This window comes from Acidovorax facilis, assembly GCF_050626955.1.
GTDB lineage: Bacteria > Pseudomonadota > Gammaproteobacteria > Burkholderiales > Burkholderiaceae_C > Acidovorax > Acidovorax facilis.
Genome location: NZ_CP192460.1, coordinates 2,235,619 through 2,253,902, shown reverse-complemented (window position 1 = coordinate 2,253,902; position 18,284 = coordinate 2,235,619). Strand labels below are relative to the sequence as shown.

General features: G+C 65.2%; 19 protein-coding genes. 10 read left to right on the top strand and 9 right to left on the bottom strand.

Features of this window, described 5'->3' with window-relative positions:
- Nucleotides 1–550: 550 nt before the first annotated feature.
- Nucleotides 551–1,372, bottom strand: coding sequence for an SDR family NAD(P)-dependent oxidoreductase (locus tag ACQ4MJ_RS10135; RefSeq protein WP_121419873.1), 822 nt, complete (start codon nt 1,370–1,372; stop codon nt 551–553).
- Between the two features lie 119 nt (nt 1,373–1,491).
- Here ACQ4MJ_RS10135 and ACQ4MJ_RS10130 point away from each other — a divergent pair, with 119 nt between their 5' ends.
- Both ACQ4MJ_RS10130 and ACQ4MJ_RS10125 read left to right on the top strand, forming a co-directional pair.
- Nucleotides 1,492–2,442, top strand: a complete 951-nt coding sequence (locus tag ACQ4MJ_RS10130) for an SMP-30/gluconolactonase/LRE family protein (protein WP_431152797.1) — start codon at nt 1,492–1,494, stop codon at nt 2,440–2,442.
- 187 nt (nt 2,443–2,629) lie between these two features.
- Entirely contained in the window at nt 2,630–3,583 is a 954-nt protein-coding gene (locus ACQ4MJ_RS10125; protein ID WP_431152798.1) for an aldose 1-epimerase, read from the top strand.
- A 98-nt stretch (nt 3,584–3,681) separates the two neighbouring features.
- On the opposite strand, the gene ACQ4MJ_RS10120 is transcribed toward ACQ4MJ_RS10125, so the two are convergent.
- Both ACQ4MJ_RS10120 and ACQ4MJ_RS10115 read right to left on the bottom strand, forming a co-directional pair.
- On the bottom strand, nt 3,682–4,116 hold the full coding sequence (locus ACQ4MJ_RS10120) for a DUF1801 domain-containing protein (protein ID WP_431152799.1): 435 nt from the start codon (nt 4,114–4,116) through the stop codon (nt 3,682–3,684).
- Between the two features lie 12 nt (nt 4,117–4,128).
- Nucleotides 4,129–4,665 (bottom strand): GrpB family protein, encoded by a 537-nt coding sequence (locus ACQ4MJ_RS10115; RefSeq protein ID WP_431152800.1) that lies wholly within the window; start codon nt 4,663–4,665, stop codon nt 4,129–4,131.
- Nucleotides 4,666–4,985: 320 nt separating this feature from the next.
- Between ACQ4MJ_RS10115 and ACQ4MJ_RS10110 the strand changes: the two genes are divergently transcribed.
- The 4 genes from ACQ4MJ_RS10110 to ACQ4MJ_RS10095 all read left to right on the top strand — a co-directional run bounded on the left by ACQ4MJ_RS10110 (nt 4,986) and on the right by ACQ4MJ_RS10095 (nt 8,961).
- The gene (locus tag ACQ4MJ_RS10110; protein WP_431152801.1) at nt 4,986–6,191 is read left to right on the top strand and encodes a midcut-by-XrtH protein; all 1,206 of its coding nucleotides are present in this window, start codon (nt 4,986–4,988) and stop codon (nt 6,189–6,191) included.
- Nucleotides 6,192–6,496: 305 nt separating this feature from the next.
- Nucleotides 6,497–7,633 carry a GGDEF domain-containing protein gene (locus ACQ4MJ_RS10105; RefSeq protein ID WP_055401779.1) on the top strand — a complete coding sequence of 379 codons (1,137 nt, stop codon included), beginning with the start codon at nt 6,497–6,499 and terminating at the stop codon, nt 7,631–7,633.
- A gap of 178 nt (nt 7,634–7,811) precedes the next feature.
- Nucleotides 7,812–8,117, top strand: a complete 306-nt coding sequence (locus ACQ4MJ_RS10100; protein ID WP_431152802.1) for a DUF6968 family protein — start codon at nt 7,812–7,814, stop codon at nt 8,115–8,117.
- Between the two features lie 205 nt (nt 8,118–8,322).
- Complete coding sequence (locus tag ACQ4MJ_RS10095; protein ID WP_431152803.1) at nt 8,323–8,961, top strand: hypothetical protein; 639 nt, start codon at nt 8,323–8,325, stop codon at nt 8,959–8,961.
- Nucleotides 8,962–9,065: 104 nt separating this feature from the next.
- Here the strand turns inward: ACQ4MJ_RS10095 and ACQ4MJ_RS10090 are convergent, their stop codons facing one another.
- On the bottom strand, nt 9,066–10,031 hold the full coding sequence (locus tag ACQ4MJ_RS10090; RefSeq protein ID WP_431152804.1) for a LysR family transcriptional regulator: 966 nt from the start codon (nt 10,029–10,031) through the stop codon (nt 9,066–9,068).
- A 97-nt stretch (nt 10,032–10,128) separates the two neighbouring features.
- On the opposite strand from ACQ4MJ_RS10090, the gene ACQ4MJ_RS10085 reads away from it, so the two are divergent.
- Nucleotides 10,129–11,373 (top strand): MFS transporter, encoded by a 1,245-nt coding sequence (locus tag ACQ4MJ_RS10085; protein WP_431152805.1) that lies wholly within the window; start codon nt 10,129–10,131, stop codon nt 11,371–11,373.
- Nucleotides 11,374–11,484: 111 nt separating this feature from the next.
- Here the strand turns inward: ACQ4MJ_RS10085 and ACQ4MJ_RS10080 are convergent, their stop codons facing one another.
- Complete coding sequence (locus tag ACQ4MJ_RS10080) at nt 11,485–12,081, bottom strand: molybdopterin-dependent oxidoreductase (protein WP_431152806.1); 597 nt, start codon at nt 12,079–12,081, stop codon at nt 11,485–11,487.
- 240 nt (nt 12,082–12,321) lie between these two features.
- On the opposite strand from ACQ4MJ_RS10080, the gene ACQ4MJ_RS10075 reads away from it, so the two are divergent.
- Nucleotides 12,322–13,518, top strand: coding sequence for an MFS transporter (locus ACQ4MJ_RS10075; protein ID WP_431152807.1), 1,197 nt, complete (start codon nt 12,322–12,324; stop codon nt 13,516–13,518).
- A 21-nt stretch (nt 13,519–13,539) separates the two neighbouring features.
- Here the strand turns inward: ACQ4MJ_RS10075 and arsB are convergent, their stop codons facing one another.
- The 4 genes from arsB to ACQ4MJ_RS10055 form a co-directional block, all read right to left on the bottom strand.
- Nucleotides 13,540–14,562 (bottom strand): ACR3 family arsenite efflux transporter, encoded by a 1,023-nt coding sequence (gene arsB, locus ACQ4MJ_RS10070; protein ID WP_431153084.1) that lies wholly within the window; start codon nt 14,560–14,562, stop codon nt 13,540–13,542.
- A gap of 243 nt (nt 14,563–14,805) precedes the next feature.
- Complete coding sequence (locus tag ACQ4MJ_RS10065; RefSeq protein WP_176885758.1) at nt 14,806–15,312, bottom strand: arsenate reductase ArsC; 507 nt, start codon at nt 15,310–15,312, stop codon at nt 14,806–14,808.
- A gap of 13 nt (nt 15,313–15,325) precedes the next feature.
- Nucleotides 15,326–15,829: an ArsI/CadI family heavy metal resistance metalloenzyme gene (locus ACQ4MJ_RS10060; protein WP_431152808.1), complete on the bottom strand. Its 504-nt coding sequence runs from the start codon at nt 15,827–15,829 to the stop codon at nt 15,326–15,328.
- Nucleotides 15,830–15,881: 52 nt separating this feature from the next.
- On the bottom strand, nt 15,882–16,208 hold the full coding sequence (locus ACQ4MJ_RS10055; RefSeq protein ID WP_055397556.1) for an ArsR/SmtB family transcription factor: 327 nt from the start codon (nt 16,206–16,208) through the stop codon (nt 15,882–15,884).
- Nucleotides 16,209–16,503: 295 nt separating this feature from the next.
- Here ACQ4MJ_RS10055 and ACQ4MJ_RS10050 point away from each other — a divergent pair, with 295 nt between their 5' ends.
- Nucleotides 16,504–17,559 (top strand): methionine ABC transporter ATP-binding protein, encoded by a 1,056-nt coding sequence (locus tag ACQ4MJ_RS10050; protein ID WP_431152809.1) that lies wholly within the window; start codon nt 16,504–16,506, stop codon nt 17,557–17,559.
- Nucleotides 17,560–17,573: 14 nt separating this feature from the next.
- On the top strand, nt 17,574–18,239 hold the full coding sequence (locus tag ACQ4MJ_RS10045; protein WP_055397552.1) for a methionine ABC transporter permease: 666 nt from the start codon (nt 17,574–17,576) through the stop codon (nt 18,237–18,239).
- Nucleotides 18,240–18,284 lie beyond the last annotated feature (45 nt).

Genomic DNA, 18,284 nt, shown 5'->3' with positions numbered 1-18,284 from the left:
AGTCGGACATCCACACGGGCCATTGCTGCGCTCGGCCCTATCTCGCGGGCGCAAGCGCCTCGCGCAGCGCAGGCTGGGCCGAGCGCAGCAATGGCCCGTGTGGCTGTTTGGATGTTCGGCTGCCCACCCCCTGCTGGCTGCGCCTGCGGCGGGGCGGTTGTGGGGTGGCACGCGCGTCGGAGCGCGCGTGCTTCGTGAACTGAATCGCCGTGGTTGTCCGAGCGGCGCTGCGCAGCAGCAAAGCGAGTTCCACGGCGCACCCCGCAACCGCCCCGCCGCAGGTTTGCCCCTTCGCACAGCGAAGGGGTCGCAGACTGGGGGTCGCCCTTTCTTTGGTGACTTTCTTTCGGCGACGCGAAAGAAAGTTACTCGCACGCCGGGCGACTCCCGGCCTCCGCCCTCAACCCAAGCATGCCGCTCAAATCAGAGAACGAGCTTGCCCCAGCTTCGACAGACTCAGCCCGAACAGATGGTTCTCATCAGAACTGCAAAAACAATAGCTACCAGCGCTTAATGGATAAGCGCCAGAGCCCAAAAAAACTTCAAAAAATCAAACCCACCCCGCATCCACCTTGAACTCCTGCGCCGTACACATCGCCGCATCATCCGACGCCAAAAACAACACCATCCGCGCAATGTCATGCGGCCGCAGCTTGTCCGGCAGGCACTGGTTGCGCGCCAATTCCTTCTCGCCCTCGGCATCCAGCCACAGCTTGATCTGCCGCTCCGTCATCACCCACCCCGGCGACACCGTGTTGATGCGGATCCGGTCCTGCCCCAGCGTCTTGGCCAGCCCGCGCGTGAGGCCGTTCACCGACGACTTGGCAATGGCATAGCAGGGGTAGCCCGTGCCCTTGCCCTGCCAGCCCGTGGAGCCCAGGTTGATCACCGAGCCCGCGCCCAGCCTGCGCATGCCAGGCACCACGGCCTGGATGGCGAAGAAGGCGGGGCGCTCGTTGATGGCCATGCGCTCGTCGTAGTACGCGGGCGTTACGGATTCGAGCGTGTGCCGGTCATCGCTGGCCACGTTGTTCACCAGCACCGCAAAGTCGCTGCCCAGCTCGGCCGCCGCTTCGGCCACACAGGCCTGCAGGGCGTTCACATCGCGCACATCGCACACACGCCACCAGGGGCGGGGCAGGCCTGCGTCGGCAATGTGTTGGGCCAGGGCTTCGCTCGCGTTGCGGGCCACATCCACAAACGCCACGCGGGCACCTTGCTCGGCAAACGCCGCAACGATGGCAGCACCAATGCCGCTGCCGCCGCCCGTCACAAACACGGCACGGCCTTGCAGGCTGGGGAATTTCGCCAGGCCCTGGGGGGCGCCGGTGGCATCGGTCGAGGAAGAGGAGGGGGTAAAAACCTTTGACATATAAATATTGCAATCAATCAATTGAAAAAAATTTCATTTCAAGCATCAATTGGCGTTGATAAGATGCCGTTCGTCAAGTGCCTGGCGGCAGGCCGATAAAAAAAAGACCGGAGACACGCATGCGCCCCTTGCTGGATACCCCCTTCTCTCCGCCCGAGGGCGCTGCCCGTTCTGCGCCCATCACCGGCGCCGTGCGCTGCGTGATCGCACTGGGCAACGCGCTGGGCGAAGGCGTGCTCTGGTCGGTGCGCGAGCAGGCCGTGTACTGGGTGGACATCCTTGGGTGCGAGCTGCACCGCTGGGACCCGGCCACCGGGGCCCACCAGCGCTGGACGTTTGACGAAGAGATCTCCGCCATTGCCGAACGCGCGCACGCCCCGGGCTTCATCGTCACGCTGCGCCGGGGTTTTGCGCTGTTCGACCCGGCCACCGACATGGCCCCGCGCTACCTGCACCAGCCCGAGCCCGACCGCGCGGGCAACCGCTTCAATGACGGCAAGTGCGATGCACAAGGGCGCTTCTGGGCGGGCTCCATGGACTTTGCGTGCGAGGCGCCCACGGGCGCGCTCTACCGCTATGACCCCGACGGCAGTTGCACCCGCCACGACGACGGCTTTGCCGTGACCAACGGCCCCACCTGGTCTGGCACGGGGCAGGGCGCGGCCATGTTTTTCAACGCCACCATCGAAGGCAACACCTACCGCTACGACAGCGATATGGCCGCAGGCACCGTGTCCAACAAAACACTGTGGAAGCACTGGCTGCCCGAAGACGGCCTGCCCGATGGCATGACCACCGACGCGCAGGGCCGCCTGTGGATTGCACACTGGGGCGGATGGTGCGTGACCTGCCACGACCCGGTCACCGCCGCCGAACTGGGCCGCGTGCGCTTGCCAGTCAGCCAGGTCACCACTTGCGCGTTTGGCGGCGCAGACCTGCGCACACTGTTCATCAGCTCCGCGCGGGTAGGCCTCACGCCCGAGCAACTGGCGGCCGAGCCGCTGGCCGGGGCGCTGTTTGCGGTGGACACCGACAGCCTGGGCCTGCCCGCCCATCCATTTGGCGGCTGAGAGCGGCTCACAAAACCCTTCTGGCGCCGTTGCCGCGTCTTGTCGTACTACGCGTACTGCCTGCGATGCGGCGCCTGGCCAGAACCGCTGCGCGGGGTTTTGATATCCGCTCTAAGCGCTGAACGCAGCCCCGAGCAATCTGCCAACCCGCAATTCCCGTCAACACACCAAAGAAAGCACACCGCCCATGACCGAGGCCACATCCTCCCACCCCATCGTCTGGCTGCACCACGCGGGGCAGCACCTGGGCCTGGTGCCCACACTGGGCGGCAGCGTGGCAGCCTGGCAGATCGACGACCCGCAAGAGGCTGGCGCACGCATCGACCTGTGGCGCCCGTGGGACGGCGCCACGCCCGACCTGTACCAGCTCGCGTCGTTTGCCATGGTGCCCTGGTCCAACCGCATCAGCGGCGGCGGGTTTGAGCACGCGGGCCAGTTCCACCCCATGCGCCCCAACCGCGTGGGCGAGCCGTACCCTATTCACGGCGATGGCTGGCTGCAGCCCTGGCAACTTACCCAGCCCGCGCCCGACACGCTGCAGATGCAGCTGCGCTCACAGCACTTTGACGGCAACCCCTACGAGTACGAATGCGTGCAGACCTTCCGCCTGGTGGACGGCGGCCTGGACCAGTCGGTGCAGGTGCGGCACCTGGGCGCGCAGCCGCTGCCCTACGGCCTGGGCCTGCACCCCTGGTTTCCGCGCACCCCCCGCACGCGCATCACGGCGCCGGTGCAGGGCGTGTGGCTGTGTGGCGATGACCCTCTGCCCACACAGCACACGCAGCACTTCCCGCCCGGCTGGGACTTGAACAGCGGCGCTCCCGCCAATGGCGGCCTGATCGACAACGCCTACACCGGCTGGGGCGGCACGGCCCAGATCGACTGGCCCGAGCGGGGCCTGCGCTTGACCGCCCAGATGCCGGACTTTGCGCAAGACGGCGGTACCGACCAGCACTACTGCCTGATCTACCGACCGCCACAGGGCCCAGCATTCTGCTTTGAGCCCATCACACAACCCATCGACGCCTTCCATCAGCCCGGGCAGCCCGGCCTGCGCACGCTGGCGCAGGGGGAGTCGATGGCGCTGCGTGTGCAGTGGCGCTACAGCAGCTGCGTGACTGAGGTGGATGTGGGGCAGTAGATTTTGATTGAAATTGGCCCTAGCGCTTAATGGTTATCGGTTGTTTGCTATCGAAATAATAGTTTTCAGACACGACTGACTCCGCGGGCTGTCTGCACCTAACTGGCCGTGCGTGCACCCCGTGCCGATTTCGCCTTGGCCTTCGCACCCCCGGCATTCAGGGCCACCGCTGCGCGGATCAGCGCCTTGAAGGCCTCCGCGTCCACGGTGTCCCCTTCGTGGATGTCTATGGCACGCCGGGCGTTGCCGTCCAGACTGGCGTTGAAGAGCTTCGCCGGGTCTGGTAACGAAGCGCCCTTCAGAAAGGTCAGTTTTACCGCTGACTTGTACGACTCGCCCGTGCACAGAATCCCGCCCAGCGACCACACGGGCGTGCCGTTCCACTTCCATTCCTCCAACACCTCGGGCGCCGCCTCATGGATCAGCTGCCGCATGCGGCTCAGTGCTTGCCCGCGCCAATCGTTCAGGTCGGCGATGCGCTGGTCGATCAGCACCGATGCGGGCGGGCCTTCGGGGGGTTTTGCAGTGCTCATGGGGTCTCCTGGTCAGTCAAGGTTGCAAGCCCCGCCTGCAACCGGTGCGGATTCCGCGCAGCGGCCGGGTAGCGCCTGAGGGGTCAGAACGTTGGTGATGAAGCGTGATTTTTCCTCACGGTAGCGCTCCATGCCAAAGGGCGCAAAACGCTGCTTGAGCAGGTTGTACTGCTCCACCAGGCACGGGTCTGCACGCAAGGCATCGCGAAAGTGCAGAAAGAACTCAAACTCCGATCCTTTGGCCACCACCTGCAATGCCACGTCCGTGTCTGTGCGTGGCGACAGCAGCATGCACAGCTCTGGCGTGCGCAAGGTGTCCTTTTTGGCCACGTAGCCTGCGCCCTGCAGCACCTGAACGGCCCGCGCGTGCTCTTGCGTATTCACCAGCACGCAAATGTCCAGATCGCCTTTGGACACCGCACCAGGTATGGCCGACGCACCAATGTGTTCCGCCTGCGCATCAGGCAGGAGCCGGGCGATCTCTTGCACTACGGACAGATATACGGCACCAGCGGCTGCCTGGTACTCGGAGGGTTCCAACAACTTCATGGGGTCATGATGATGCCAGTCTGGCGGGGCAGCGGCCCCTGCAAAAGCCTGGTTCAGGACGGCTCGGGCTGCTGCTTTCGATCACCCCCATGCGCCCCCGTCCGCCCTGCTGAGGTTGTGATAATTTGCAACTATCCGACCGCCACCCCAACCACCCCGCAGGGACGATCAACCGATGAAGAACACCCAACCTGGAAGCGCTGGTCCGTTTGCACCGCTGGCCATGCTGATGCTGCTGTCCACGCTGCCCTTTGCCGCGTCGGCCCAAACGATCTCCAGCGGCGCCCCTGCCGTGGCCAATGTGCCGGTGGACAACCCCCTTGGCGCTGGGCGCCTTGCTGGTGGCTGTTGCGCTGGCCGGGTGGTGGTCGCTGCGCCGCAGTCACGGCGTGCGGCGTGTGGCGTCGCTGCTGCTGGTGGCCGCAGTGGTGGGCCTGGCGGGGCAGGGGGCGGGTTTGATGGCGCAGGTTGTCAGTGCCTTCACCCAACCTGCGGGCGAGACACTGCCCATTACCGTCAGCCCCATCACGGCGGGTGGTTTCACAGGCTTTCAGCCTGCGGACTTCAGCAACAACTCCGGCGCTGCGCTGCGAATTGCCGCCATCGACCCGCCCGACCTGGCCCAGTGTTTTGCCACCAACCCGGCCAACACCTTGCTGCCCCCTGGGTCTCCCACGCCATCGCCCCATCCCGCCTGCGGCGTAGGGGCCATGCTGGCCAATGGTGCCACCTGCCGGGTGGATGTCGAGGCCATCTGCCGCAGCCTCTACGTCTCGGGCGCCACGCTGACCGCCATCAGCCCCACCTCTGGCACTGCATCGGGTGGGGTCGGCGTCACGCTGACCGGCACCGGGCTCACCGGCGCCACCAGCGTCACGTTTGACGGTGTGCCCGCTACCTCGGTCAACGTGGTCAACGCCACCACCATCACGGCGGTCACGCCAGCGCATGCAGCGGGTGCCGTCAATGTGGCGGTTTTCACCCCGGCCGGGGCCGCTCAGCTTGCCAACGGCTATACCTACCTGATCACCGCTGTGGGGCAAACCAGTGGCGGCGGCGTGATTGCTGCGCTGGGCGGCGGGCTGAACAACCTGATTGCTGCCACCGCAGACAACAGCACCGGGATCGGGTGGGGTGGCTTTGGCACGGCCGTGGGGCCGGGTGCGCAAAGCGACACCGACGGTGCCAGCAACACCGCCGCCGTCGGTGCGACGCTGGGTGCGGGTGTTTATGCCGCGCAACTGTGCAGCACCTACCAGGTCGATTCGCAAGGGAATACACCCTGCCAGGCGGGCAACACCTGCTACAACGACTGGTTCCTGCCCGCCCGCAACCAGCTCGCGGCGCTGTATACCAACAGGGTGGCGGTAGGCGGCTTCGCCAACGCCCTCTATTGGAGCTCCACCGAGAGCTCGGCCTCGCCCCTGACCGACGCATGGATCAATGATTTTTCCATCGGCAATCCGGTGACCATCCCCAAGAACCAAAACCTGCAGACGCGGTGCGTGCGTGCCTTCACGCCTTGAAGGCCGGGGCGCATGCCGTAAAACGCCGAAAGTTTGGTTGAAATATGCTCTGGCGCTTGATGGACAAGCGCCAGAAGCTATCAAATAGTGAGCAATCGATCTTGGGCTTATGCAGAACACCGGCCGGGCTGCAACGGCCCGTGGTTTACCCGCTTGCTGCCCATTGCGCCTGCCCACACCCTTAACGTCATCCGCAGCGGGGCGTAGGCTGCAAGTGGTGGTGCATGGCGCCCCTCATGCTCTGTCGCCTTGGCCTGTGCAGCCCATCCCCCAAACTGGAACGATTCCGGCAAACTGGCACCACCATGAACGTGATAGACCCGCGCACCGCCATCGTGTTGATCAGCGCCATGAGTGCGCTGATGGCGCTGGTGCTGTGGGCCCTCAAGCGCAGCTACCCGCCCAGCATTCAGGGTCTGGGCCAATGGGCGCAGGCGCTGTTGATCATTGTGGTGGGCGGCATCCTGGCGGCCTCGCGTGGGCAACTGCCTGAAATCCTCACCACGGCCGTGCCCAATTTCTTGCTGTGCTGGGGCGTGTATGGCCTGTATGCGGGCACCCAGCGTTTTTACGGCGTGCGCCCAGCCACCTGGCGCTGGCTGGCGGTGACTGTCGCCGTCACGCTGGGCACCCTTTGGTTCGCCCTGGGCGACCCCAGTTACACAGCCCGCCTGCGGCTTGTGACGGCACTCTTGGCCGTGATGTTTGCCGTGCACGCCTGGTTCATCGTGCGGCAGGGCATGGGCAGCTTTTCGCGCTGGCTCACGGTGGGGGTGATCGTGTACATCGCCGTGATTCAGCTGGTGCGGCTTGCCACCACGTTCTTCCTGCCCATGGGCGACACCATCTTGAGCGGCACGCCGCAGCACGTGCTGTTCATCGCCAGTTTTTCCGTGTCTGTCCTGCTGTTTTCGGTGGGCGCCGTGCTGATGGCTGGCGATCGCCTGCGGGCCGAGCTGGAGCTGCTGGCCACCCGCGACTCGCTCACCAACACCCTGACCCGGCGCTACATGGACGAAGCCTGCGCCATCGAGCTGGAGCGCAGCCACCGCACCGGCCAGCCCCTGGCCATGCTGATGCTGGACCTGGACCATTTCAAAACCATCAACGACACCCACGGCCACCAGGCCGGCGACCGCGTGCTGGTGGAATTTGCCGCCAAGGTACAGCGCTGCCTGCGCAGCAAAGACCTGCTGGGCCGCTTTGGCGGCGAAGAATTTGCCCTGCTGCTGCCCAACACCCCCCTGGACGCCGCCCTGCAGGTGGCCGAACGCATCCGCGCCGCCTGCGTGCCCCAGGGCAACGAGGTGGGCTGCACCGTCAGCATCGGCGTCACCCTGAGCCTGCCGCAGAACGACTCGATGGACAAGCTGCTGGCGCGGGCGGATGCGGCGCTGTATGAAGCGAAGAACACGGGGCGGAATCGGGTGGTGGCGGGGTGAGAGGGCTCTCAGACGAAGGGTAGAGGTGGGGCGCTTTCGGCCCGAAACGGCCCATGGAGGAGATCCAGCAGATGATCGTCCAGCAGCGGTTGCTGTCATCCGCGCTTCGTCGTTGAACGCGTACTATCGGCCAGTAGCTGTCGTTTGGCGACTCAGCATGGATTGTTAGAGTGCAATGATGGCCACTTCTAACTTCATTGCCTATCGCTCAATCTACGCTGTCTCACAGGACGGCGGATCGAGAATTGTTTGCCTATCCATCGGCGCTCCGTATCAGATTTCGCAAGACGAATGGGCATGCGCTGTTGGCCTCAGTGGGCTGCACGAGAATCTGCACGACATACATGCGGCAGATTCCTGGCAGGCGCTTCAGTTGGCAGCGCAATTCATCCGGAAACTACTTGGATACTTTGTTGAAGAGGGTGGCAGGTTGTATTGGCCCAGTCCTGACGAGGAAATTGCACTGCAAGAGTTGTTTCCGTAGATAGCTGGCCCAAGGAATGGTCCGTAGTTACACAGAGGCCGCTATGGGCCCAAAGCTACCTCTCCGACCGTTGCCCCTAAGCGGTCGTTCAGAACCATGTCAGCAATAAACTATGGTGGTTGCAGCAAGCCTGCTCTGTTTCCGAGTTTGCAAAGACAGAAATACGGTCTGCTGTTTGTGCTATCTAAACTACTTTAGATTCCTGATGGACATTGATACTCGAACAGATTCACTTAGCGAATGGAACCGACTTGCTCAGGAGAACGCTGAGAATGCAATCGTTTCCTCAATGTTTGAGGCGGCGCTCAAGGCGAGTGAGCCTATCGAGGCCTTCTCTACGTGGCTACTCGTTGGCACTACCGCCGTAGCCTCATTCTTCATCACCAACGCTGACAAGCTTCTTCCCTTTATCGGGCAAAAGGGCTTTCTCATCTGTGGCGCGTTCCTTTCTTTTTCAGGCCTCTTTGGTCTTGTCTCTCGGTTGTACGCCGTGCGCTGCAAAATCCAGATCGAGACTGGAGCGGCCGTCCGAAAGACATTTGCGGAGCACCTAGCAAAGCATCAGGAAGAGGAAGCCAAGATCAGCGAAAGCGCCAAATTCTGGGGCATCACACTTGAAACAGGCGTCCGCATCGAACGTCTTCTGACTGAATTTTTCGCACCTTTTCCGCGCTGGGCCGTCTGGCTTGTCAATCGGAGTCTGAAGAAGAATGCTGCCAATCCCCAAATCGGCTATCTGCCCGCGATCAAGGGCATGCAAATGCAGGGAGCATTTGCCGGACTGCAGGCTCTGTCGTTTCTTGGATTCGTGGTTGCGGGGTTCGTTATTGCGTCCGGAGTCTAGTCTCTCATTGCAGCGGACGGCTTCGCCGTCCGCTAAATTTTGGGGTTGAGTGGCCGCTTTGTCCCGCAGCCACCGATAGCTTCTGGCTGGCAGTCTTCATCCGATCAAGACACCACCCCCCGCATCCCCGCCAACCCCGGCATTGCCCCCCGCATCCCCTCCAAAAACAACCGCAACCGCGCCGGATAAAACCGCGCATGTGGATATACCAGATACACCGGCAACGAGGGGGCCTGCCAGGTGGGCACCAAGTGCAGCAAGTCGCCTGCGCGCAGATCCGCATCTACGATCCACGCCGATGCAATGCACGCGCCGAGCCCGGCCAGCGCGGCGCTGCGCAGGGCGTACAGGCTGTCGGTGGCCAGGCGGGGGGTGATGGCGAAGGTGCTGGCCTCGCTGCTGTGCTGGTGGGTCAATGTGACTTCGCGCTGGTAGAAGGTGCTGAGCGCCAGCCAGGGTAGATCCTTCAGATCCTGCGCGTGTTGCGGTGTGGGCCGACTTGCCATGAGGGCGGGCGATGCCAGTACGATGCGCGGCACTTCGGCAAGGCGAATGGCGACCACCGAGGGGTCTTCCACCGCACCCACCTGGATGGCGCAGTCGATACCTTCTGCGATGAAGTCAGGGCGGCGGTCGTGCAGCATCCATTCCACCGAAACATCGGGGTAGCGGCGCAGGTAGTCCATCAGCGGGGGGATGAGCTGGTTTTGCCCGAAGGCGTGGGGCGCCAGCACGCGCAAGGTGCCGCGCGGGGTGTCGGCCGTGCCGCGCAGGTCGTCCTCCATGGCGCGCCAGTCTTCCAGCAGGGCTTTGGCGTGGGCAAAGCAGCGGTCGCCGTCTTCGGTCAGCTTCATCACATGGGTGGATCGCTGCAGCAGCTTGATGCCCAGGCTGCGCTCCAGCGCTTGCAGGCGGCGGCTCACGGTGGGCTGGCTGGTGCCCAACTGCTGGGCGGCGGCAGACAGGCTGCCGGCCTCGACGATGCGGACAAAGGTCTGCATCAGCTCGATGCGGTCGGCGCCGGGCGGCTGGGTCGGGAGGGCCGGGAGGGCCGGGAGGGCGTTGGTCATACGTCAAGCGTATAACGAATCTGCAATTTAGCCTACTACCCAGTGCGGCGACGGGATAGAACAATCGCACCATTCCTTTTAAACCGATGGTGTTGTGATGTCTTCCATTCAAAATGTGCATGCAAGGGGTGTGGCGGGGCGGGCCCCGGTGGCGCTGGCTGAAGAGAGTGCGGCAGGCGCGGTGAGCGCGCCGCTGCTGTTGCTGCTGGCGACCACGGCGGGGCTGAGCGTGGCGTCGCTGTATTACAGCCAGCCCATGCTGGGCGTGCTGGGGCCCGATATGCAGGCCGACAGCCGCGTGGTGGGGCTGGTGCCCACGCTCACGCAGTTGGGGTATGCGCTGGGCATCTTGCTGCTGGCGCCGCTGGGTGACCGGTTTGACCGGCGCCGCATCATCGTCATCAAGTCCATCGCGCTGATGCTGGCGCTGCTGCTGAGCGGCCTGGCGCCCGGCATGGGCGCGCTGCTGGCGGCCAGCCTGGCCGTGGGCCTGGCGGCTACGGTGGCGCAAGACGTGGTGCCCGCTGCCGCCACGCTGGCCCCGGCCGCACAGCGCGGGCGCATGGTGGGCACGGTGATGACGGGGCTGCTGCTGGGCATCTTGCTGTCGCGCGTGGTCAGCGGCTTTGTGGCGCAGCAGTGGGGCTGGCGCACGGTGTATGTGGCGGCGGCGGTGGCCGTTGCGCTGCTGACGGTGGCGGTGTGGCGCGGCCTGCCGCGCTTTGCGCCCACCACGCAGATGGGCTATGGCGCGCTGATCGGCTCCATGGTGGCCTTGTGGCGCCAGCACGCAGCGCTGCGCCGCGCGGCCTGGGCGCAGGGGCTGCTGGCCGTGGGCTTCAGCGCGTTCTGGTCCACGCTGGCGGTGATGTTGCACAGCCAGTTCAACCTGGGCACGGCGGCGGCGGGCGCGTTTGGCCTGGCAGGAGCGGCGGGTGCACTGGCAGCCCCACTGGCCGGGCGCCTGGCCGACAAGCGCGGGCCCGAGGTGGTGACGCGCTTCGGCGCAGGGCTGGCCGCTGCGTCGTTTGCGCTGATGGCGCTGGCACCGCTGCTGCCTGCGCAGGCCCAGCTGGGCTTGATTGTGGCGAGCGCCATCGGCTTTGACTTCGGCGTGCAGGCCACGCTGGTGGCGCACCAGACCATCGTGTACGGCATCGACCCTGCGGCGCGCAGCCGGCTCAATGCGCTGCTGTTCACGGGCATGTTCATCGGCATGTCGGCCGGGGCGGCGCTGGGCGCTTTGGTGCTGGCGCAGTGGGGCTGGCTGGGGGTGGTGGGGCTGGCCACCGTGTCGTCACTGGCGGCCCTGGGGGTGCGGGTGGCGCGGCGGGCAGGATGATTTGAATAAAAAATGGCTCTGCCGCCTGATGGGTAAGCGTTAGTAGCTATCAAAAAAAGAGCGGCCAGGAAGCCGCTCTTTCTTTTTTGCTGGGCTACCTTGCCGGTGGCCTCAGGCCTTCTTCACTTCAATGTGATACAGCCCCCAGGGGCACAGGCCAAAGCGTTCCTTCACCGGCTTGTCCTTGAAGGCGGGCAGCACATCGGCGTCGTACACCGCCCACTGCGGGCCCAGGCCGCCCAGGGCCATGGGCTGGCCGTCGATGTGGGTGGCGACGATCATGCGGTAGGCCTGCACGTCGGCCATGCTGATGGTGACGTTGTAGCCGTCCACTGCGCGCAGCACCAGCTGCACGGGGCTGCCAGCGGCCACACCCGCAGCTGCGAGCACGGTGGTGAGCAGGGGGCCTTTGAGCGTGTGGGGCTTGCTGTCGTATTCGAGCGTGGGCTTGATGGTGACGGCGGGCATGCGCTGCAGGGCGGCGGCGTCGAGCGCGTGGGCTTTGTCGAACTGGATGCCGTGTTTGCCCATCATCTGGTCGATGGTGGCATCGAGCGCGCCCCGGTTGGGCTGGGTGATGGCGCCGCTGATGGTGAGCAGGGCGGGGCTGGTAGATGTTTTGGCGGGTGGGGCGGCGTGGCTGCTGGTGGTGGCGGTCCACAGGCCTGCCAGGCCGACGCTGGCAGCCACAAAGTTTCTTTTGTTCATGTTCGGTTTCTCCTCGTGTGTTGCTTGGTTGGTTGATCGATGGATGGTGGCGCATCAATCCGGGGCGCATGGTAAGCGCAGGACTGGCGCTTGCCACCCAAAAAAGTGTCAGTACCTGTGTGGACGTGCCGCACGTGCTGCATGTGCCATGTGGCATGCGTGCCCTGTGGCCTTCAACCCCCAGGGTGCATGGCGCACCCTGCCAGCGCGCAGGCGCGTGGCGCACCACAATCGGCGCCCATGACTTCTTCTTCGACGATGCTGCGGCTGATCAGCCTGGCGGCCTTTTGCAGCATGGCCTCCATGCGTGTGTGCGACCCGATGCTGGTGGCACTGTCCCTTGAGTACAAGATCACCACGGGCGATGCATCGGCCGTGATTGCGGCGTTTGCCGTTGCTTACGGCGTGCTGCAGCTGGTGTATGGCCCGCTGGGCGACCGGGTGGGCAAGGTGCGCGTGATCATCGGCGCCACGGCGGCGTGTGCGGTGTTCAGTGCCATGACGGCCCTGGCGCCCAGCTTCAGCCTGCTGGTGGTTGCGCGTGCGGCCATGGGGGCGGCGGCGGCCGGGATCATTCCGCTGTCGATGGCGTGGATTGGCGATGAGGTGGCCTACGAGCAGCGGCAGGAAACATTGGCGCGGCTGATGGTGGCCACGGTGACCGGGATGATGGCGGGCCAGTGGTTTGGCGGCTTTGCCACCGAAACGCTGGGCTGGCGTGCGGCGCTGGGTGTGCTGGCCGTGCTGTTCTTCACGGCGGCCACGCTGCTGCTGCGCCATGCGCGCGCCAGCGGGGCGCTGCGCACGGTGGTGGTGCCGGGCGCACCGGCGTTTTCGCTGGCCAACTACCTGGCGGGCACCCTGGCGCTGCTGCGCATTCCGCGTGTGCGCTGGGTGCTGACGGTGGTGGCGATTGAAGGCGCGCTCGCGTTTGGCACGCTGGCCTTTGTGCCCGCGCGCATGGTCGATGGCTTTGGCCTGTCGGCCTCTGCGGCGGGCGGCGTGATGGTGCTGTATGGCGTGGGCGGGCTGATCTACAGCGTGTTTGCGCGGCGCTGGCTGGCGGCGCTGGGCGAGCGGGGGCTGGCCGTGCTGGGGGCCAGCTTCATTGCCATCGGCCTGCTGTCGCTGGCGTGGGCGCCTGCGGTGGGATGGGCCATGCTGGGCTGCTTTTTGGCGGGTATCGGCTTTTACATGTTGCACAACACGCTGCAAGTGCAGGCCACGCAGATGGCGCCCGAGGCGCGGGGCACGGCAGTGACGCTGTTTGCGTGCCTGCTGTTTCTGGGGCAGTCCACGGGTGTGCTGCTGGTGGCCTTCAGTGTGGACCGCGGCTGGTTGCCACCGGTGTTCACGGTGGCGGCGGTGGGGGTGTTTGTGCTGGGGCTGTTGATCTCGCGCCGGGTACAGGCGCGTGGGGCGGTGGCGGGGGCCTGACCGGCCCCGCCGGTGCACCCGTCAGCCCCGCGCCTCGTACCAGCCCTTGCTGCGGTTGACCACGGCCACCACCAGCAGCATCACCGGCACCTCGATCAGCACGCCCACCACCGTGGCCAGTGCCGCGCCCGAGTGAAAGCCGAACAGGCTGATCGCCGTGGCCACGGCCAGCTCGAAGAAGTTGGACGCACCGATCAGGGCCGAGGGGCAGGCAATGCTGTGCTTTTCGCCCACGGCGCGGTTGAGGCCATAGGCCAGGGCGGAGTTGAACAGCACCTGGATCAGGATGGGCACGGCCAGCAGGGCGATGACCAGCGGCTGCTGCAGGATGGCCTCGCCCTGGAAGGCGAACAGCAGTACCAGCGTGGCCAGCAGGGCGGCGATGGACCAGGGCCCGGTGCGCGCCACGGCGGCGTCGAAGGCGGCCTGGCCTTTGCGCAGCAGGCGCTTGCGCAGCCACTGGGCGATCACCACGGGGATCAGGATGTAGAGGACCACCGAGGTGAGCAGCGTGTCCCACGGCACGGTGATGGCCGACAGGCCGAGCAAGAAGGCCACCAGCGGCGCAAACGCCACGATCATGATGCTGTCGTTCAGCGCCACCTGCGAAAGCGTGAACAGCGGGTCGCCGCCGGTGAGGCGGCTCCACACAAACACCATGGCCGTGCAGGGCGCTGCGGCCAGCAGGATGAGCCCTGCTATGTAGCTGTCGATCTGGTCGGCAGGCAGGTACGGCGCAAACCAGTGGCGGATGAACAGCCAGCCCAGCAGCGCCATCGAAAACGGCTTGACCAGCCAGTTGACGAACAGCGTCACGCCAATGCCGCGCACATGCTGGCGCACCTCGGCCAGCGCGCCAAAGTCCACCTTTAGCAGCATGGGGATGATCATCACCCAGATGAGCAGGCCCACCGGCAGGTTGACGCGCGCCACCTCCAGCGCACCCACGGCGCGGGCCGCGCCGGGCAGCCACTGGCCCAGCGCAATGCCCACCACGATGCACAGCAGTACCCAGACGGTGAGGTAGCGCTCGAACACCGCCATGCCAGCGGCGGGGGAGGGCGGCAACGCGCTGGCAGCAGCGCGTTGCGAATGGCTTGGTGGCAGGGTCATTTCAGTGATCCCTTCAGTGATCCATTGCGCTGCGCGCCACCCGCGATGCATGAAACTGGCGCGGCCCAAACCCGTGCACCCGTGGAACTGGCTTTGCCAGGCCACCGGGTGCGTCCCCCTCCCGCGCAGCGAGAGAGGGGTGAAGGCGCGAAGCGACTCAGGGGGTGTTTCATCTTATTGCGCGGGCAGGTTGCGGGCAGTGGCTTGCAGCGCGGTGGCGGCGAGCTTGTCGTCGGGCAGGTTCACCAGAAGCTCCAGGCGCTGCTTGATGGCGTGCAGGGTTTTGCGGAAGGCCTCGGCCTTGTCGGCGTCCGATCCATCGCCCGCCGACGGGTCGGCATAGCCCCAGTGCGCCGTGGCCGGGTGGCCGGGCCAGAAGGGGCAGACCTCGCCCGCTGCGTTGTCGCACACGGTGATGATCAGGTCCATGTGCGGTGCGCCAGGGGCGGCGAATTCGTCCCAGCTTTTGCTGCGCAGCCCTTCGGTGGGGATGCCCGCGTGGGCCAGCGCCTGCAGGCCCAGCGGGTGGGGCTGCTGGTTGTCGCGCGGGCTGCTGCCGGCTGAATAGGCCTTGAAGCGGCCTTGGCCCATGGCGTTGAGCAAGGCCTCGGCCAGAATGCTGCGGGCAGAGTTGTGCGTGCAAAGAAACAGCACGTTCAAAGGATTGCGTGGGGTGCTCATCGTAGACCTGGGCTCAGCAGCATTTGTTGGGGTTGTTGGCGGTGGGGCCGCAGCAGGCGGCCTGGCCGGGCGCGGGGGCGGACGGTGCGCCTGTGGGGCAGCACGCTGCCTTGGCGGTCTGGGCTGGCTGCTGCGCAGCGGCTTCGTTGAACACGGGGATGTTGCCCAGCGTGTGGAAGTGTTCCCACGCCACGCCCTGCGGGTCGGTGATCCAGTGCTTGTCGCTGCGGGCATAGCAGCAGGTGGTGGCGCCTTCGTCCAGCAGGGCCATGTCGGCACCCTGCGCGCGAGCCTTGAGCTCGGCCAGCTCGTCGGCCTCGTCCACCTGGAAGCCCAGGTGGTCCACGCCGGGCTTGTCGCCCCGGGTGGAGATGGCGAAGTTCACGCGCGGGTCTTCGAGCATCCATTTGGCGTAGTCGGTCTCGACCCGCGCAGGTTCGGCCGCGAACAGCCGGGAGTAGAACGCGATGCTCTTGGCAAGGTCATCGACATGCATGTGGACGTGGAATCGCTTCATGGTGGTTTCCTTTCGGCTGTGGGTCGTGGGGTGGGGGTTGTGGGGGAGGCGATCAGCACTGGCAGGCGGCGGTGGCCTCGTCGGTCAGGCAGGCGGCGCCCTGGCAGCAGTTCTCGGTCAGGTAGGCCAGCAGGTCGTTCATGGTGGCAAACGAGGCGCGGTAGATCAGGTTGCGGCCCTGGCGCTCCTGGCTCACCAGGCCCGCGTGGGTCAGCTCTTTAAGGTGAAACGACAGCGTGTTGGGCGCAATGCCCAACTGCTCAGACAGCCCGCCGGGCGTGAGCCCTTCCTGGCCCGCCACCACCAGGGCGCGGAACACCCGCAGGCGCACTTCCTGGGCGAGGGCGGCGAGGGATCGGATGACGTCGGTTTCTTGCATGATTCGATAATACAACAAAAGTTGAAATATAGAACTGTGGCCTGGAGAAGTTTTCGGAGTCGTCAGGAAAGTTCAAGGAAAAATGGCAGCCTGCGCGCTATGGTGTTGACCTGATAGCTATGAATTTCATAGTTACTGAAGTCTGTGTACCACGGTCTTCATAACTTGGCGATCTAATAAACCGATTTTTTAATCGTTTGTGAACTTACGATTCGCCGATACAGTCGCCCATCCTTTTCCAGACCCGCGCGGCAGCGGCCACTCACCGTGAGGCCGCTGCCGCGCACTGCTTTCCATGATCGATTTACGGGGTATCACCCAAACCTACCAGGGCCCACAAGGCCCCGTCGAAGCCCTGCGTGGCATCGACCTCACCATCCAGCCGGGCGAAGTGTTCGGCATCATCGGCAAGAGCGGCGCGGGCAAAAGCTCGCTGGTGCGCGTCATCAACCTGCTCAACCGGCCCACCACGGGCCAGGTCATCGTGGGCGGCCGTGACCTGACCCAGCTGAACGACGCGCAACTGCGCGAGGCCCGGCGCGAGATCGGCATGGTCTTTCAGCACTTCAACCTGTTGTCATCGCGCACCGTGTTCGACAACGCCGCGCTGCCGCTGGAGCTGGCGGGCATGAGCAAAGCCGACATCCGCGAGCGCGTGAACCCGCTGCTCGAACTGGTGGGCCTGGCCCATCTGGCCGACCGCTACCCCGCGCAGATCAGTGGCGGGCAAAAGCAGCGCGTGGGCATTGCGCGCGCGCTGGCCAGCCGACCCAAGGTGCTGCTGAGCGACGAGGCCACCTCCGCGCTGGACCCGGAGACGACCCGCTCCATCCTCGACCTGCTGCGCCAGGTCAATCGCGAGCTGGGCCTCACGGTGGTGCTCATCACCCACCAGATGCAGGTCATCAAGCAGGTGGCCGACCGCGTGGCCGTGATCGAGGCGGGCCGCATCGTGGAGCAGGGCCGCGTGCTCGATGTGTTCACGCGCCCGCAGCAGGCCATCACCAAGAGCCTGATCGACGAAATCCTGCCGCAAGAGTTGCCCGCGAGCGTGCTCGACCATGTGCGCAAGCTCACCCGCCAGCTGGCCACCACGGCGCCCGGCCACGCGGGGCGGCTGCTGCGGCTGTCGTACTCGGGCGACAGCGCCTATCAGCCCATCCTGTCCCAGCTGATCCGCGAGTTTGGTGTGGACATGAGCATCCTGCACGGCCAGGTGGACGAGATCCAGGACGAGACCTTCGGCTCGCTGGCCGTGTACGCCAGCGGCGAGCCCATGCAGGTGCGTGGCGCGGTGGAGCATCTGCGCGCAGGCGGCGTGGCGGTGCAAGAAGTCACGATCGAAATCTGAGGGAGCCATAAGCCATGTTCGACCATTTCACTCCGGCCATGCTGGACCTCTTTGCCTCCTCGTTGTGGGAGACGCTCATCATGGTGGGCATCTCCGGCATCGTGGGTGGCCTCATCGGCGTGCCGCTGGGCGTGTTCCTGCGCCTCACAGACCATGGCGGCGTGCTGCAAAACGGCCCCGTCAACAAGCTCGTGGGTTGGCTGGTGAATGCCGTGCGCTCCACGCCTTTCATCATCCTGCTGGTGGCTATCATCCCGTTCACGCGCTTCATCACGGGCTCGTCCATCGGCACCGCCGCCGCCGTGGTGCCGCTGACGATTGCTGCCGCACCCTTCGTGGCCCGCCTCGTTGAAGCCGCGCTGCGCGAGGTGGACCACGGCCTCGTCGAAGCTGCTCAGGCCATGGGCGCCACCACCAGCCAGATCGTGTGGAAGGTGCTGCTGCCCGAGGCGCTGCCCGGCATCGTGGCGGGCCTGACCATCACCTTCGTGAGCCTGACCGGCTACTCGGCCATGGCCGGTGCGATTGGCGGCGGTGGTTTGGGTGACCTGGGCATCCGCTACGGCTACCAGCGCTTTCTGCCCGAGATCATGCTGGCCGTGGTGCTGGTGCTGATCTTCTTTGTGCAGGCCGTGCAGAGCCTGGGCGACTGGGCGGTGCGCAGGTTGAGCCACCGGTGAGTGGTTGATTGGCTGTTTCTTTTGCTATTTATTTGATAGCTATAG